The sequence below is a fragment of the Bradyrhizobium viridifuturi genome (assembly GCF_001238275.1).
GTDB classification, from domain to species: Bacteria; Pseudomonadota; Alphaproteobacteria; order Rhizobiales; family Xanthobacteraceae; genus Bradyrhizobium; species Bradyrhizobium viridifuturi.
Map to the genome: position 1 here is coordinate 75,374 of NZ_LGTB01000003.1, position 15,804 is coordinate 91,177.

Sequence of the window (15,804 nt, forward strand, 5' to 3'; positions counted from 1 at the left end):
AAGCAATCCATATCTCGACCCGGCGATGGATGGATTGCTTCGTCGCTTCGCTCCTCGCAATGACGGAAGAGCACGTCACTCCGCCACCAGCGCGTTCATGTGCTCGACGGCCTCGACGAAATCTTCCTTGAACTCCTGCACCACGGCGCCGGCGGACTTCACGCTGTCGACCAGGCCGACGCCCTGGCCGACGAAATAGCTGACGAGGTCGCGCGCCTTCTCGTTGCCGGCCGCAGCGGCGCGGTCGATGGCGTTGAAGGCGTCGCGGCTGATGATGCTCTGCAGCGGCATCGGCAGCGCGCCGGGGCTGTCCGGCGAGCGGTCCCAGGCATCGGTCCAGACCGAACGGAGTTGCCGCGCCGGCTTGCCGGTCCGGCCCTTGGAGCGGATCGCGTCGCGCGAGGAGGCCGCGATCATCTTCTCGCGAAAGATCTCCGAGGTCTCCGACTCCACCGTCGCAAGCCACACCGAGCCGGTCCAGGCACCGGCCGCGCCCATCGCCATGCACGCCGCCATCTGGCTGCCGGTCATGATGCCGCCGGCGGCGAGCACCGGCACGTCGCGGATCTTTCTGACCGCCTTGATCACCTCCGGCACCAGCACCATGGTCGAGACCTCGCCGCAATGGCCGCCGGCCTCGGTGCCCTGCGCGACCAGGATGTCGACGCCGGCCGCGACCTGGCGCAGTGCGTGCTCCTTGGAGCCGACCAGCGCTGCCACCGGCACGCCGTGCTGACGGCCCATCTCGATCATCGCCTTCGGCGGCACGCCGAGCGCGTTTGCGATCAGGCGGATCGGGTGGCGAAACGAGACCTCGAGCAATTGCAGCGCGGTCTCGGCATCGAACGGCTGGGGCTGGTTGTCGGCGACATTCCGGCCGGTCAGCTCGATGTCGTATTTCTTCAAGAGATTGCGGGTGAAGTCGCGATGCTCCTGCGAAACGCGCGCCTCGAGGCTCTTCCAGGTGACGTTCTTCTCGCCGGCAGTCGAGATGTTTTCCGGGATGAGCACGTCGATGCCGTAGGGCTTGCCATCAACATGCGCGTCGATCCATTTCAGCTCCTGCTCCAGCGTCTCCGGCGAATGCGCGGTCGCGCCGAGCACGCCGAAGCCGCCGGCGCGGCTGACTGCCGCCACCACGTCGCGGCAATGGCTGAAAGCGAGCAGGGGAAATTCGATCCCCAGCATGTCGCAGATCGGTGATTTCATGGGTTGGTTTTCTCCCGGCGGCCGCTTCTTGTGCTTGTTGGCATCAGCCCTGCAACGCTAGCGCATCACGGTCAGCGAAGCCAAGCGGGTTTCGGCCGCGGCGACTTGCGTGCAGGCGCCGCTTGGCTGCATCGCTCGCAGCGCATTCCGCTGGATAGAAAATGCGATCTGCCGGGGTGGGCAAAGCGAAGTTTGCCCACCATCTAGTGCGGATATGCGGATGGGCACGGCGGTCGCCGTGCCATGGAAAAACGTAAACCGGGAGCCAACGACGTGACTGACGACACCTCTGCCTACGAGCCGCCGAAAGTCTGGACCTGGAACAAGGAGAGCGGCGGGCGCTTCGCCGGCATCAACCGGCCGATCGCGGGTCCCACCCATGACAAGGAATTACCGGTCGGCCGTCATCCACTGCAGCTCTATTCATTGGCGACGCCGAACGGCGTCAAGGTCACCGTGATGCTGGAAGAGCTGCTCGCCGCGGGTCACAAGGGCGCCGAATACGACGCCTGGCTGATCAAAATCGACGGCAACCAGTTCGGCAGCGGCTTCGTCGCGGTCAACCCGAACTCCAAGATCCCGGCGCTGATGGACCGTAGCGGGCCTGAGCCGATCAGGGTGTTCGAGTCGGGCTCGATCCTGGTCTACCTGGCGGAAAAATTCGGCGCGTTCCTGCCGACCGACGTCAAGACCCGCGCCGAAACCTTCTCGTGGCTGTTCTGGCAGATGGGCTCGGCGCCCTATCTCGGCGGCGGCTTCGGGCATTTCTACGCCTATGCGCCGACCAAGATCGAATACGCCATCGACCGCTTTGCGATGGAGGTGAAGCGCCAGCTCGACGTGCTCGACCGCCGGCTTGCCGACAACGAATATCTCGCGGGCGACGTCTACACTATCGCCGACATGGCGGTGTGGCCCTGGTACGGCAGCCTGGCCAAGGGCCTGCTCTACGGCGGCGGCGAATTCCTCTCGGTGCAGGACTACAAGAACGTGCAGCGCTGGACCGACGCGATCGCGGCCCGGCCCGCCGTGAAGCGCGGCCGTATGGTCAACCGCACCTGGGGCGAGCCGTCGAGCCAGCTCCACGAGCGCCATGATGCCAGCGATTTCGAGACCAGGACGCAGGACAAGATCGGCGAGCCGGCGGCGTCGTAGTCTGCGCGATCAATTTGACCCGCGTCATCCCGAGAGGTTTCTGAACCGTCGTCATTGCGAGAAGCGAAGCGACCAAGCAATCCATGCTTCCGCCTATGCGGCGCGATGGATTGCTTCGCTTCGCTCGCAATGCCGATGATAGATCCGTCATGAGGAACGCGTTCCGCGCTCCTCGCCAGCATCATGCCAGCAGATCGTCATACTCCGGGTTCTTCTTCATGAAGCCCTGGATGAACTCGCATTTCACGACGAGCTTGATCTTCTGTGCGCGCACCGCGTCGAGCGTGGCGCGGGCGAGCTTGGAGCCGATGCCGCGGCCGCCGAGCTCCGGCGGCACTTCGGTGTGAACCAGCGTGATCGTATCCGGCGTCTTGCGGTAGACCACGAAGGCGGTGTGGCCGTCGACGGTGAGCTCGAACCGGCTCTGTGCCGCGTTGTCGCGGAATGCTTCAGTCATCGTGAGCTCTCCTATTTCGTCTTTGCGCCCTCTGCCGCGGGAAACACCACGCGGTCGTCGGTGCGGCAGTAGCGGTCGGCGAACATGCGGCCGATCGGGTGGTAGCGATCCATGTGGACACGCATCGCCTCGCGGTCCCACAATTCGTCGCGGATGTGGAAGTGAATGCCTTCGCCCATGATGAGCTGGCGGTCGCCGTTGACGTCGATCAGCTTCCAGGTCTTGCACTCCATCGCGAACGGCGCGTCCGCGAGCCTGGGCACTGCGATCTTGCGGGATGGCGCGAGTTTTAAGCGAGATAGTCAGGCTCGCCTATCTCGGGCGGGAAGTCGCCCGAACTCTCGTGCATGGCGCGCGCCAGCGGCTCGTCGGTCAGGTGGACCACGAACTCGCCCGTACGCTGGATGTTGGCCAGCGTGTCTTTTTCGCGGCCGTCTGGCCTTCGGTTCACCGCGAACATGCAGAGCGGCGGGTCCTCGCAGAACGCGTTGAAGAACGAGAACGGCGCGGCATTGACCACGCCCTCGGGCCCGATGCTGGTCACCCAGGCGATCGGCCGCGGCAACACGAACGAGGTCAGCACCTTGTAGCGTTCGCGCTGTGTGAGGTCGCTTGGTGTATATTCCATGGGATGATCCGAAATCGCGGGGCGGGTTGGCGGAGCGTAACCCGCCGTCGCCCGGCCGCAAAGCAAAAGGCGGGCTAGCTTGCGCTAACCCGCCTTGCGGTTCTGCTGTTCGCCCCTCTGCGTGATGAGCGGGAGAGGGAGGAGCGATGCCTACGGCATGCTCAGTTCATGCCGGCCGACCACCATCCAGTGCACCTCGTCCGGACCGTCGGCGAAGCGGAGGTGGCGGACGTCCTGGTACATCTCGCCGAGCGGCGACCACTGCGAGATGCCGGTGGCGCCGTGCATCTGGATCGCCTGGTCGATCACCTTGCAGGCGCGCTCGGGCACCATGGCCTTGACCATCGAGACCCAGACGCGGGCTTCCTTGTTGCCGAGCACGTCCATCGCCTTGGCCGCCTTCAGCACCATCAGCCGCATCGCCTCGATCTCGCAGCGCGCCTGGGCGATGATCTGCATGTTGCCGCCGAGATGGGCGATCTTCTTGCCGAACGCCTCGCGGGTCAGGCCACGCTGCACCATCATGTCGAGCGCCTTCTCGGCCTTGCCGATGGTGCGCATGCAGTGATGGATGCGGCCCGGTCCGAGGCGGACCTGCGAGATCTCGAAGCCGCGGCCTTCGCCGAGCAGCATGTTCTCCTTCGGCACCTTGCAATTGTTGAAGCGCAGATGCATGTGGCCGCGCGGCGCATGGTCATGGCCGAACACGTGCATGGGCCCGAGGATCTCGACGCCGGGGGTGTCGATCGGCACCAGGATCTGCGACTGCTGCTTGCTCGGCGCCGCGTCCGGATTGGTCTTCACCATCACGATCATGATCTTGCAGCGCGGATCGCCGGCGCCGGAGATGTAGTACTTCTCGCCGTTGATCACCCATTCGTCGCCGACCAGCTTGGCAGTGGTCGAGATGTTCTTTGCGTCGGAGGAGGCGACGTTCGGCTCGGTCATCGCATAGGCCGAACGGATCTCGCCGTTGAGCAGCGGCTTCAGCCACTTCTCCTTCTGCGCCTTGGTGCCGACGCGTTCCAGCACTTCCATGTTGCCGGTGTCGGGCGCCGAGCAGTTCATGGTCTCCGAGGCCAGCGGGCTCTTGCCGAGCTCGGCGGCGATATAGGCGTAGTCGAGGTTGTTGAGGCCGTCGCCGGTTTCGGCGTCGGGCAGGAAGAAGTTCCAGAGACCGACTTCCTTGGCCTTGTCCTTGGCCTTCTGCAGGATCGCGAGCTGCTCGTCGGTGAAGCTCCAGCGGTTGGTCTTCTTCTCGCCGGCGCGATAGAACTCGACCGACATCGGGTCGACGGTGTCGCGGATGAACTGCTTCACATGGTCGTAGAGCGGGCGGACCTTGTCCGACATCCTGAGGTCGTTGAGCTCGTCGCCCGGATTGAGCGTGTAGTTCGTGGTGCGCGGCACATAGGCATGTTTCATTGTCTTTTCTCCCTCGCGAAGGCGCGTTTCGCGGCGGACAATAGACGCGTGCGGCGCGAAGCGCGAGCACCGATTTTTGCTACGTTGCTACCGCATCGCGGAATATCGCGACGGCGTTTCAAACGTTGTTTGAACGCCGCCGCGCGCGACGCTTCGTGGATTGCTTGGCCGGATCGTCAGGGCAACCGGTGCATCGCGCAGATCTTGTTGCCGTCGAGATCGCGCAGATAGGCAAGATAGAGCTTGATGCCGTTGCCTTCGCGCACGCCCGGTGGGTCCTCGCAGGGCTTGCCGCCATTGGCGACGCCTGCCGCGTGCCAGGCCTCGACCTGCTCCGGCGAAGAGCAGGCAAAGCCGATCGTGCCGCCATTGGCGTGCGTCGCCGGCTCGCCGTTGATCGGCTTGGAAACCATGAAGATGCCGGCCTTGGTGAGGTACATGATGCGGTGACCGTCGACCCGGGCCGGCCGGACGTCGAGCGTGCCAAGCAGCGCATCATAGAATGCCTTGGCCTTGTCCAGATCGTTGGTGCCAACCATCACGTGTGAAAACATCTGAAATATCCTCCCTCTTGGTTATGAAAGCCGCCGTGCGCGTCCTTACAGCCCGACGCTTAGCAGCAGTTTCGGCGCGACGGAAGCGACGCTGCGTCGCGCGGCTACTCTCCCTTCGTCATTCCGGGGCTCGCGAAGCGAGAGCCCGGAATCCATTCCAACGCTGGTGTTGCGGCCCAATGGATTCCGGGCTCAGCCCTTCGGGCTGCCCCGGAATGACAAGAGGACTGACCTGCGCCTTCTTTTCAATCAGAGGAGCAGGTCAACGCAAGACTCGGGCGCAGCGTCGCGAGAATGCGGATGTATGACTCAATCTCGCGCAGCAAGCTCGGTGTCGTCCCGGCCTTCGCCGGGACGACAGTTGAAGATGCAGCCGCGACAATCAGAACGCGGTGTAGCCGCCGTCGATCACAAAGCAGTCCGCCGTATGATAGGACGACGCCTTGCTCATCAGATACACGGCGATGCCGCCGAAATCGCTCGGTTCGCCGAAGCGGCGCACCGGGATGCGCGGCATCACGTTGGCGACGAACTTGTCGTTGGCCATGATGCCGGCGGTCATGTCGCTCTTGATCCAGCCGGGCAGGATCGCGTTCGCGGTGACGCCGTGGCGGGCGAGCTCGACGGCGAGCGCGCGGCACAGCGCGTTCAGCGCGGCCTTGGTGCCGGCATAGTGCTCGTTGCGCGCGGTGCCGAACAGCGAGGCGAGGCTTGAGGTCGCGACCAGCCGGCCGAACTTGTCACCGGCTTCGGAGCGCTCGGTCATGTGGCGTGCCGCAGCCTGGAATACGTGGAACACACCGTCGAGATTGGTCGCGAACATCCGTCGCCATTCCTCCTCGGTGCGGTCGATGAAGGAGCGGCGTCCGCCGCCGCCGATGCCGGCATTGGCGAAGCAGCCGTCGACGCGGCCGAAGGTGTCGAGCGTCGCCTTCATCGCGGTCTTGACCGAGCCGGGATCGCTGACGTCGCAGAATTGGGTGGCGACCTTGCCGGGGCCGGCCTTCATCGAGGCGGCGGCGTTGGCGTTTTTTTCCGCGTTGCGGCCCCAGATCGCGACGTTGCAGCCGGCAGCGTTGAGCGCCTGCGCGATGCCGAGGCCGATGCCGCCATTGCCGCCGGTGATGACAGCGACGCGGCCGGTGAGATCGAAGATGCCACTCATTGGGGTTTCCATTTGGTTTGGTGCGCGCTAATCACGCGTTCACGGATGGGCTTGCCGTCGACCATGGACAAGCCCGGCACAAAAATCAAATATGGGTCCAAATACAGGTCGACCCATCGGCCTACCGCGGTACCAACCGCCAAGACAACGTAAGCAAGACAACGTAAAGGGGAAACCATGCAGTTCAAGCACGTCACGCTCGACTTCGACGGATCGGTCGCGATCCTTAAACTCGACCATCAGGAAGTCATGAACGCGGTCTCGATCGACATGCTCGGCGGCCTTGCCGAGGCGCTCGATGCGATCGACGACAAGCTCGACGAGGTGCGCTGCCTGGTGATCACGGGCGCGGGCCGCGCCTTCTGCACCGGCGCCAATCTGCAGGGCCGCAACCAGCAGGCTAAGCCCGGCAGGAGCAACGCCGGCGCGGCGCTGGAGACCGCGTTCCATCCGTTCCTGCGCCGATTGCGTAAGCTGCACTGTCCGATCGTCACGGCGGTGAACGGTCCGGCCGCCGGCGCCGGGATGAGTTTTGCATTGATGGGCGACCTGATCCTGTGCGCGCGTTCGTCCTATTTCCTGCAGGCGTTCCGCCGCATCGGCCTGGTGCCGGATTGCGGTTCGACCTGGCTGTTGCCGCGGCTGATCGGCAAGGCGCGCTCGGTCGAGCTGTCGCTGCTCGGCGAGCGGCTGCCGGCCGAGAAGGCGCTGGAATGGGGCCTCGTCAACCGCGTCTATGACGACGCCGCGCTGATGGAGGAAACCATGAAGCTTGCGCACGACCTCGCCAACGGACCGACGATCGCGCTGTCGCTGATCCGCAAGCTCTATTGGGACAGCCCGGAAAACACCCTCGAAGATCAGCTCAACCTGGAATGCGAGTCGCAGCGGATCGCGGGCCGCGCCGAGGATTTCAAGGAAGGCGTCACCGCATTCCTCGAGAAGCGGCCGGCGAAGTTCAAGGGCAAATGATCGAGACCGAACTCAGGCGCTGCGTCGCCGCGTTTCATCCGGGCGCGACCGGCGTCACCGGTGCGGCAAAGCTCTCCGGCGGCGCCAGCCAGGAGACCTGGACGTTCGACATCATGCATCCGGACGGCAATGTCGGCGCGATCCTGCGCCGCGCGCCGCCCGGCTACGGTGCCGCGCCCGGCCGCGCCGCCGGCCTCGATGCCGAGGCCACGCTGATGCAGCTCGCGCATGACGCGGGTCTACCGTCGCCGAAGGTGATGCGTGTGCTGGTGCCGGAAGACGGCCTTGGCCGCGGCTTCATCATGGCGCGGGTCGAAGGCGAGACCATCGCGCGGAAAATTTTGCGCGACGAGGAATATGCGACCGCGCGTCCGATGCTGGCCCGCCAGCTCGGCCGCGTCATCGCCGGCATCCATGGCCTGCCGCAGGCCAAGCTGCCGAGCTGCGCAGCCTGACGGCGACCAAGGAGATCGAGGATCTCTCCCGCGAGTATCACAGCTTCAACTGGCCGCGGCCGGTGTTCGAGCTGGCGCTGCGCTGGCTGCGCGATCACGATCCCGGGCCGTCGTCCGAGGTGACGCTGGTGCATGGCGATTTCCGCCACGGCAACCTGATCATCGGTCCCGACGGTGTGCGCGCGGTGCTCGACTGGGAGCTCGCGCATTTCGGCGATCCCATGGAGGACCTCGGCTGGATCTGCGTCAACTCCTGGCGCTTCGGCGAGATCGACAAGCCGGTCGGCGGTTTCGGTACCCGCGAAGATCTGTTCGCGGGTTATGAGGAAGCCGGCCGCAAGGCCGACCCCGACCGCGTGATGTTCTGGGAAGTGATGGGCACGCTGCGCTGGGGCGTGATGTGCTGCGGCATGATGCAGCGCTTCCGCGCCGGCCCCGATCATTCGATGGAGCGGGCGATGATCGGCCGCCGCGCATCGGAGACCGAGATCGATCTGTTGCGGTTGCTGGCTCCGCGCGCATGATCCCGAAAAGCGGCATCCGGTTTTCGGAATCGATCATGCGCAAAAAAGAGAGCAAATGACATGCAGGACGAACCGACACCCACCGAACTGATCAAGGCCGTCGCCGATTTCCTGCGCAACGAGATCGCGCCTGTGATCAAGGGTCACAACGGCTTCAAGCTGCGCGTCGGCATCAACGCGCTCGACCTGGTGACCCGGCAGCTCGCGCTCGCGGAAGCAGGCGATGCCACGGAGGCCGCGCGGCTGAAGGCGCTGCTCGGCGCCGACGGCTCGCTGATGGAGCTGAACCGCGCGCTGTCGGAGAAGATCGCAAGCGGCGAGGTCGATCTGAACACTCCGGGCCTGCCGGAGCATCTCTGGCAGACCACGATGGACAAGCTCGCTGTCGATCAGCCGAACTACGCGTCCTACAAGAGGGAGTCGGGAAAGTAGGATAGGCATAGCGCAAGCATACCCATCACGACGCACGGATGACGCTGATGGGTATCGCTGCGCTCAATTGGCCGCAATGCATCCAACGCCGTCCCGGCCGAGTGTGCAATTGCGCACTCGGCCGGGACGAGGAGTGGAGAGAGCAGCTACCGCCCCAGCCACTTCGGCGGGCGCTTCTCTGAAAACGCCTTCGGGCCCTCGATGTAATCCTGCGAGGCAGCCATCGCCTTCACCGCGGGATATTCGCGCTGCTCGGTCATCGCCTGCTCGAGCGAGACTTCGAGGCCCTTCTGGATCGCCTGCTTGGAGGCGCGGATCGACATCGGCGAGTTCTTGGTGATGGTCTCGGCCCAGCGCTCGGCGGCAGCCAGCGCCTCGCCCTGCGGCACCACCTCGTTGACGAAGCCGAGCTCGAGGCCTTCCTTGGCGCTGACGTGGCGCGCGGTCAGGATCATGCCCATGGCGCGCTTCAGCCCGATCTGGCGCGGCAGCCGCTGCAGGCCGCCGGCGAGCGCGGCGAGGCCGACGCGCGGCTCGGGCAAGGCAAAGGTCGCATTCTCCGCGGCGATGATCAGGTCGCAGGCCAGCGCGACCTCGAACCCGCCGCCCATCGCGACGCCGTTGACGGCGGCGATGATCGGCTTGTCGCAGTCGAAGCGGGTGGTGAGGCCGGCAAAGCCGCCCTTGTCCCAGCCGCGCTTGCCGCCGGCGGCCTGCCATTTCAGGTCGTTGCCGGCGCAGAACGCCTTGTCGCCGGCGCCGGTGACGATCGCGACCCACTGCTCGGGATCGGCGGAGAAGTCGTCGAACACCTTGTTGAGCTCGAAATGCGCGTCGATGTGCAGCGCGTTGTAGACCTCGGGCCGCGACAGCGTCACGATGGTGATGGGACCCTTGCGCGTCACCTTGGAGAATTTCAGATCCATGTTTGCTCCCGTCGATTTTCTGCGGCGAAGAATATTGTCGATATCCTAGCGCCTGCGCGCCGTTCCGTGCCATCCAATTACGCAACGCGACCGCGCGTGCAAGCCTCACCGGCCTGCTTGACTTGGCCGCGTGCTTCTCACCTTAATCGGTCCGAATGCGGATGCGCGATAGCGTCTAGACGCAAATCCAGAATCAACAAGATCATCGGGAGAGACCGCCTTGGATTTCAACCTGCCGGCTGACCTGACAGCCTATCTCGCCGAGCTCGACCAATTCATCGAACGCGAGATCAAGCCGCTGGAAGCGGCTGACGACAACATCCGCTTCTTCGATCATCGCCGCGAATGGGCGCGCACCGATTTCGACAAGGGCGGCCTGCCGCGCCATGAATGGGAGCTCCTGCTGCGCAAGGCCAAGAACCTGGCTGATGCTGCCGGCCATCTGCGCTTTGCGATCCCGAAGCGCTATGGCGGCAAGGACGGCTCCAATCTCTGGATGGCCGTGATCCGCGAGCATTTCGCCTCGAAGGGGCTCGGCCTGCACAACGATCTGCAGAACGAGCATTCGATTGTCGGCAATCTGCCGATCGTGACGATGCTCGACCGCTACGGAACCGACGAGCAGAAGGCGATGATCGACGGCTCGATCACCGGCAAGTACCGCATCACGTTCGGCCTGACCGAGCCGGAGCACGGCTCCGACGCCACGCATATGGAGACCAAAGCGGTGCAGGCGACCCGCGACAACGTCAAGGGCTGGATCATCAACGGCGAGAAGATGTGGACGACAGGCATGCACGTCGCGACGCACTGCGCGCTGTTTGCCCGCACCTCGGGCAATGACGGCGACGCGCGTGGCATCAGCTGCTTCCTGGTGCCGGCGAAATCGCCGGGCGTGAAGGTCGAGGAGTACATGTGGACCTTCAACATGCCGACCGATCATCCGCGGGTCAGCTTCACTGACGTGTTCGTGCCCGAAGACGCGCAGTTCGGCGAGGTCGGCCGCGGCCTGTCGCTGGCGCAATGCTTCGTGCACGAGAACCGCATCCGCCAGGCGGCCAGCTCGCTCGGCGCCGCCGTCTACTGCATCAACGAGAGCGTGAAGTATGCGCGCGAGCGCAAGCCGTTCGGCAAGGCCCTGGCCGAGAACCAGGCGATCCAGTGGCCGCTGGTCGAACTCGCGACCCAGGCCGAGATGCTGCGGCTGTTGATCCGCAAGACCGCCTGGGAGATGGATCAACTGACCCAGGCCCAGGTCGAGCACACGCTGTCGGACCGGGTCTCGATGTGCAATTTCTGGGCAAACCGGCTGTGCTGCGAAGCCGCCGACCGCGCGATGCAGGTGCACGGCGGCATGGGCTATTCGCGCCACAAGCCGTTCGAGCACATCTATCGCCATCACCGCCGCTATCGCATCACCGAGGGCAGCGAGGAGATCCAGAAGCGCAAGGTGGCGGGCTTCCTGTTCGGCTACATGGGAGCCGGCAAGCACTAGCACTTCGGCACGAGGAGGCCGAGCATGGAAGGCGGATGCACCTGCAGAAACGTCCGCTACCGCCTCGACGGCAGGCCGATGATCGTGCACGCCTGCCACTGCACCTGGTGCCAGCGCGAGACCGGCACCGTGCACGCGCTCAACGCGATGTACGAGGCCGAGCGGGTCGCGCACATCGCAGCCGAGCCGGAGATCGTCGACACGCCGTCGGCGAGCGGCAAGGGGCAGAAGATCGCCCGCTGCCCGGTCTGCAAGGTCGCGGTGTGGAGCAATTATCCGGGCTCGGGACCTGCCGTGCGCTTCGTCCGCGTCGGCACGCAGGATGATCCGAGCCAATGCCCGCCCGATGTCCACATCTTCACCTCGTCGAAGCAGCCCTGGGTGACGTTCCCGCCGGGCGCAAAGGTGTTCGCCGAATATTACGATCGAAGGGAAGTCTGGCCGCAGGAGGCGCAAGAGCGCTGGCGGGTGTTGCGGGAGAGGATGAAGAAGGCTTGATGCAGGCCACTCTCTCTGTGATCGTCCCTGCGAAAGCAGGGACCCATAACCACAAGAGGTCGTTGATGCGGTAGGCTGCGGCCCCAGCGTGTTGCCACCTCGAACGACGGTGGTTATGGTCCCGGCTCGCGCTTTGCTTGGCCGGGACGACGGAGGGAGCTAATTCACCTGCCGGTCCTTGCCCGCCCAATACGGCTCGCGCAGGCTGCGCCGCAGGATCTTGCCCGACGGGTTGCGCGGCAGCGCCGGGATGAAGTCGACCGATTTCGGCGTCTTGTAGCCGGCGATGCGCTCGCGGGTGAAGTTGATGATGTCGGTCGCGGTCGCGTTCTTGCCCGGCTTCATCACCACCACGGCCTTCACGGCCTCGCCCCATTTGTCGTCGGGAATGCCGATCACGGCGGCTTCCGCCACATCAGGGTGATCGCACAGCGCGCTCTCGACCTCGGCCGGATAGATGTTCTCGCCGCCGGAGATGATCATGTCCTTGATGCGGTCGTGGATGTAGAGATAGCCATTCTCGTCCATGTAGCCGGCATCGCCGGTGCGCAGCCAGCCGTCGCCGTCGATCGTCTTTGCGGTGGCTTCGGGCAGATTCCAGTAGCCGGTCATGTTGGAGCCGGAGCGGGTGGCGATCTCACCGACTTCGCGCGGCGGCAGCGGCTTGCCGTTCTCGTCGAGAATCGCGAGCTCGACGCCGGCCAGCGCCTTGCCGGCTGAACGCATCCGCTCGAGCCCTTCGACGTGATCTTCCGGCGGCAGTGCGACGATGGTGCCGGTGGTCTCGGTCATGCCGTACATCTGCACGAAGCCGCATTTGAAGACCTCGATGCATTCCTTCAGCAGCGCCGCCGGGATCGGCGAAGCGCCGTAGAGCATGTATTTCAGGCGGGAGAAGTCGACCTGCCGCGCGCGCGGCTGCCGCACGACGAACTGCATCGCCGCCGGCACCATGAACAGCTTGGTGATGCCGGACTGCTCGAAGAAGTCGAGCACCTTGGTCGGGTCGAACTCGCGCGCGATCACGCCGCGGGCGCCGTGATAGAGCCCCATCACGCCCCAGCCGGAGCCGCCGATGTGGAAGATCGGCATCGCGACCAGCGAGACGTCGTCGGTGGTCCACCGGTTCCATTCCGGCTTGTCGGCCTCGTTGCCACTCTGCACGAGGTTGAGGAAGTTGGCGTGCGACAGCATCGCGCCCTTCGGCTTGCCGGTCGTGCCGGAGGTGTAGAGCTGGATCGCGATGTCCTTCGGTTCGATCGCAACGCGCGGGTCGTCGCCGCTCTGCGCGTCGCGCCAGGCGACGAAGTCGGGCCACTCCGGCGCGCCGCCCTCGGTCGTGATGATGCTGCGGACGCTGGGCAGCTTGTCCTTGATATTGCGCGCCTGGGTGATGAATTCGGGGCCGACGAACAGCACGGGCGCCTTGCAGTCGTCGACGATGAAGGCGACCTCGGGGCCGGCGAGACGCCAGTTCACCGGCGCCATCACCACGCCGGCCTTCATCGCGCCCATCAGCAATTCGAAGTAGAAATCGCTGTTCTTGCCGAGATAGGCGATGCGCTCGCCCTTCCTGACGCCCATCGCGATCAGCGCGTTGGCGACGCGGTTGGTCTTGACGTCGAATTCCGCGAAAGAGGTTTGCCGGCCCTCGAACTCATAGGCCAGCGCATCGCCGCGGCTCGTGGCGCGCTCGCGCACCATGTCGGCAAGATTGCTCAGTTTCGGCGCGTCGGACATGTTTCCCCCGTGACGTCTTGTTTTGTTTGCGCGGAGTGTGGCTGCATCGCGCGGGAAAAACAATACGGGGGATGGTGCAGGACGCGTCCACGCCGTCGTCCCGGGCAAGCGAAGCGCGACCCGAGACCCATAACCACAGGATTGAGTCGTGGGGCGCGCTGTGGCCCCAGCGTGCTCGACGTTTTCGAGGCGGTGGTTATGGGTCCCTGCTTTCGCAGGGACGACAGCTGAGGGTGAGGCGCAGGCGCGGGCTTTAGCCCCGCGCCGCGCGATCCTTCTCGTTCTGGGCCTTGATCGACTCGCGCGCCTTGGTCCAGTCGTCGTCGCTCCAGTCGCGCAGCTGGTAGAAATTGCCGCCCATGGCGAGCGCCTGCGCGCCGTCCATGGCGATGGTCTCGCCGTTGATCCAGTCGCAGCCGCCGGAGATCAGGAACACCGCGAGGTTCTGCAGTTCCTCCATGGTGCCGACGCGGCCCATCGGGTTCATTGCCTTGGTGCGTGCACCGGCCTCGTCGCCGGGCTTGATGCGCTTGCTCATGCCTTCGGTCGGAATCTCGCCAGGCGCGATGGTGTTGAGGCGGATGCCGTGACGACCCCATTCGACCGCGAGCGACATGGTCATGGCGTGGATCGCCGACTTGCTCATCGCCGACGGCACCACATAGGGCGAGCCGTTGCGCACCCAGGTCACCGTGATCGACACCACGTTGCCGCGATGGCCGCCGGCGATCCAGCGCCGACCCACCGCGTGCGTCACGTAGAAGGTGCCGTGCATCACGATGTTGGCCACGGCATCAAAACCTCGCGCGGACAGCTCTTCCGAGCGCGAGATGAAATTGCCGGCGGCGTTGTTGATCAGATCGGTGAGGGGACCGCTAGTGGTCCAGATCGCGTCGATCATCTCGTCGACCGCCATGGCATTGCGGATATCGACGCCGTGGCTGACCACGCGTCCGCCATACTCGGCCATCAGCTCGGTGGCGGTCTCGTCGCACACGCTCTTGCGCCGGCCGCAGATATGCACCTCGGCGCCGAGCTGGAGGAACCGCGAGGCCATAGCCTTGCCAAGGCCGGTGCCGCCACCGGTTACCAGGATGCGCCGCCCGGCAAGAAGCTGATCGCTAAACATCGTTTCCTCCACGGGGGTTGTCAGTTAATTGGTCGATTGACTAAAAGCGGACAACGGCCTTTCTGTAAAGCGCCAACTCAAGGAACAAAGCGGAGGGAATGATGGAAGATCGCGTTTCGATATCGATTTCAGACGGTATCGCCGATGTCCGCCTGGTGCGGGCCGACAAGATGAACGCGCTCGATGCCGCGATGTTCGAGGCATTGGTCGCCGCAACCGACCGGCTTTCCAAGGAAAAAGGCGTTCGGGTCGTTGTGCTGTCCGGCGAGGGCCGAGCCTTTTGCGCCGGCCTCGACATGGGCCGGTTCGCCGCCATGAAGGATGGTGGTAACGGAGTGCCGGGTGGCGAGAAGCGCGATCTCACGATCCGCACCCACGGCAAGGCCAATTTTCCGCAGCAGGCAGTCTGGGGCTGGCGCCAGCTCCCGGTGCCCGTGATCGCTGCGGTCCATGGCGTCGCGTTCGGCGGCGGCTTCCAGCTCGCGCTCGGTGCCGACATGCGCTTCCTCTCAACCGATGCGCGGATGTCGATCATGGAGATCAAGTGGGGCCTCGTCCCCGACATGGCGGGTACGCCGATCCTCGCGAGCCTGGTGCGCGACGATATCCTGCGCGAACTCACCTATACCGGCCGCATCTTCTCGGCGCAGGAAGCCCAGAGCTATGGCCTCGCCACCCGCGTCTGCGACGATCCGCGTGCCGCCGCGCTCGAGGTCGCGCGCGAGATCGCCGGCAAGAGCCCGGATGCGATCCGCGCCGCGAAGCGCATGCTGAACAATCTGTCGGTCGATCCGGCGGCTGCGCTGCTTGCCGAATCCGTCGAGCAGCAGAAGCTGCTCGGCAGCCCGAACCAGACCGAATCCGTGCGCGCCAATCTGGAGAAGCGCGCGCCGAAATTCGCGGATGCTGGGTAGTGGCTCCAGCGTCATTCCGGGGCGATGCGCAGCATCGAACCACAGATGCGCGATTGCGCATCGGGGAATCTCGAGATTCCGGGTCTGGTCCTTCGGACCATCCCGGAATGACGACCTAACTCCGAA

The 15,804-nt window shown here is 64.8% G+C and carries 14 protein-coding genes and 2 pseudogenes; 7 read left to right on the plus strand and 9 right to left on the minus strand.

Going from position 1 to position 15,804, the window contains the following annotated elements; all coding sequences use genetic code 11:
* Positions 1-75: 75 nt before the first annotated feature.
* The gene (locus ALC15_RS04000) at positions 76-1,209 is read right to left on the minus strand and encodes a nitronate monooxygenase (protein WP_050626166.1); all 1,134 of its coding nucleotides are present in this window, start codon (positions 1,207-1,209) and stop codon (positions 76-78) included.
* A gap of 273 nt (positions 1,210-1,482) precedes the next feature.
* Here ALC15_RS04000 and yghU point away from each other — a divergent pair, with 273 nt between their 5' ends.
* Complete coding sequence (yghU, locus tag ALC15_RS04005) at positions 1,483-2,364, plus strand: glutathione-dependent disulfide-bond oxidoreductase (RefSeq protein WP_244485919.1); 882 nt, start codon at positions 1,483-1,485, stop codon at positions 2,362-2,364.
* A 181-nt stretch (positions 2,365-2,545) separates the two neighbouring features.
* On the opposite strand, the gene ALC15_RS04010 is transcribed toward yghU, so the two are convergent.
* From ALC15_RS04010 to ALC15_RS04030, 5 genes and pseudogenes are all read right to left on the minus strand, one after another.
* Positions 2,546-2,821: a GNAT family N-acetyltransferase gene (locus ALC15_RS04010; RefSeq protein WP_050626168.1), complete on the minus strand. Its 276-nt coding sequence runs from the start codon at positions 2,819-2,821 to the stop codon at positions 2,546-2,548.
* 11 nt (positions 2,822-2,832) lie between these two features.
* Positions 2,833-3,449 (minus strand): annotated as a pseudogene (locus ALC15_RS04015) (flavin reductase family protein).
* Positions 3,450-3,599: 150 nt separating this feature from the next.
* Positions 3,600-4,874: an acyl-CoA dehydrogenase family protein gene (locus tag ALC15_RS04020; protein ID WP_050420072.1), complete on the minus strand. Its 1,275-nt coding sequence runs from the start codon at positions 4,872-4,874 to the stop codon at positions 3,600-3,602.
* 176 nt (positions 4,875-5,050) lie between these two features.
* Positions 5,051-5,428, minus strand: a complete 378-nt coding sequence (locus ALC15_RS04025) for a VOC family protein (protein WP_050626169.1) — start codon at positions 5,426-5,428, stop codon at positions 5,051-5,053.
* A 382-nt stretch (positions 5,429-5,810) separates the two neighbouring features.
* Entirely contained in the window at positions 5,811-6,593 is a 783-nt protein-coding gene (locus ALC15_RS04030) for an SDR family NAD(P)-dependent oxidoreductase (RefSeq protein WP_050626170.1), read from the minus strand.
* 177 nt (positions 6,594-6,770) lie between these two features.
* On the opposite strand from ALC15_RS04030, the gene ALC15_RS04035 reads away from it, so the two are divergent.
* From ALC15_RS04035 to ALC15_RS04045, 3 genes and pseudogenes are all read left to right on the plus strand, one after another.
* The gene (locus ALC15_RS04035; RefSeq protein WP_050626171.1) at positions 6,771-7,565 is read left to right on the plus strand and encodes an enoyl-CoA hydratase/isomerase; all 795 of its coding nucleotides are present in this window, start codon (positions 6,771-6,773) and stop codon (positions 7,563-7,565) included.
* 113 nt (positions 7,566-7,678) lie between these two features.
* Positions 7,679-8,544: pseudogene (locus ALC15_RS04040) on the plus strand (phosphotransferase family protein).
* A 60-nt stretch (positions 8,545-8,604) separates the two neighbouring features.
* On the plus strand, positions 8,605-8,976 hold the full coding sequence (locus ALC15_RS04045; protein ID WP_050626172.1) for a DUF6285 domain-containing protein: 372 nt from the start codon (positions 8,605-8,607) through the stop codon (positions 8,974-8,976).
* Between the two features lie 146 nt (positions 8,977-9,122).
* On the opposite strand, the gene ALC15_RS04050 is transcribed toward ALC15_RS04045, so the two are convergent.
* Positions 9,123-9,902: an enoyl-CoA hydratase-related protein gene (locus ALC15_RS04050; protein WP_050420077.1), complete on the minus strand. Its 780-nt coding sequence runs from the start codon at positions 9,900-9,902 to the stop codon at positions 9,123-9,125.
* A gap of 220 nt (positions 9,903-10,122) precedes the next feature.
* Here ALC15_RS04050 and ALC15_RS04055 point away from each other — a divergent pair, with 220 nt between their 5' ends.
* Both ALC15_RS04055 and ALC15_RS04060 read left to right on the plus strand, forming a co-directional pair.
* A complete protein-coding gene (locus tag ALC15_RS04055; RefSeq protein ID WP_050626173.1) occupies positions 10,123-11,397 on the plus strand; it encodes an acyl-CoA dehydrogenase family protein in 1,275 nt (424 codons plus the stop codon).
* Between the two features lie 24 nt (positions 11,398-11,421).
* Positions 11,422-11,895, plus strand: coding sequence for a GFA family protein (locus ALC15_RS04060; RefSeq protein WP_050626174.1), 474 nt, complete (start codon positions 11,422-11,424; stop codon positions 11,893-11,895).
* A gap of 159 nt (positions 11,896-12,054) precedes the next feature.
* On the opposite strand, the gene ALC15_RS04065 is transcribed toward ALC15_RS04060, so the two are convergent.
* Positions 12,055-13,635 (minus strand): fatty acid--CoA ligase, encoded by a 1,581-nt coding sequence (locus ALC15_RS04065; protein ID WP_050626175.1) that lies wholly within the window; start codon positions 13,633-13,635, stop codon positions 12,055-12,057.
* A 253-nt stretch (positions 13,636-13,888) separates the two neighbouring features.
* Positions 13,889-14,764 carry an SDR family oxidoreductase gene (locus ALC15_RS04070; RefSeq protein ID WP_050626176.1) on the minus strand — a complete coding sequence of 292 codons (876 nt, stop codon included), beginning with the start codon at positions 14,762-14,764 and terminating at the stop codon, positions 13,889-13,891.
* 101 nt (positions 14,765-14,865) lie between these two features.
* Between ALC15_RS04070 and ALC15_RS04075 the strand changes: the two genes are divergently transcribed.
* Positions 14,866-15,678, plus strand: coding sequence for a crotonase/enoyl-CoA hydratase family protein (locus ALC15_RS04075; RefSeq protein ID WP_050626326.1), 813 nt, complete (start codon positions 14,866-14,868; stop codon positions 15,676-15,678).
* The last annotated feature ends 126 nt before the right edge of the window (positions 15,679-15,804 follow it).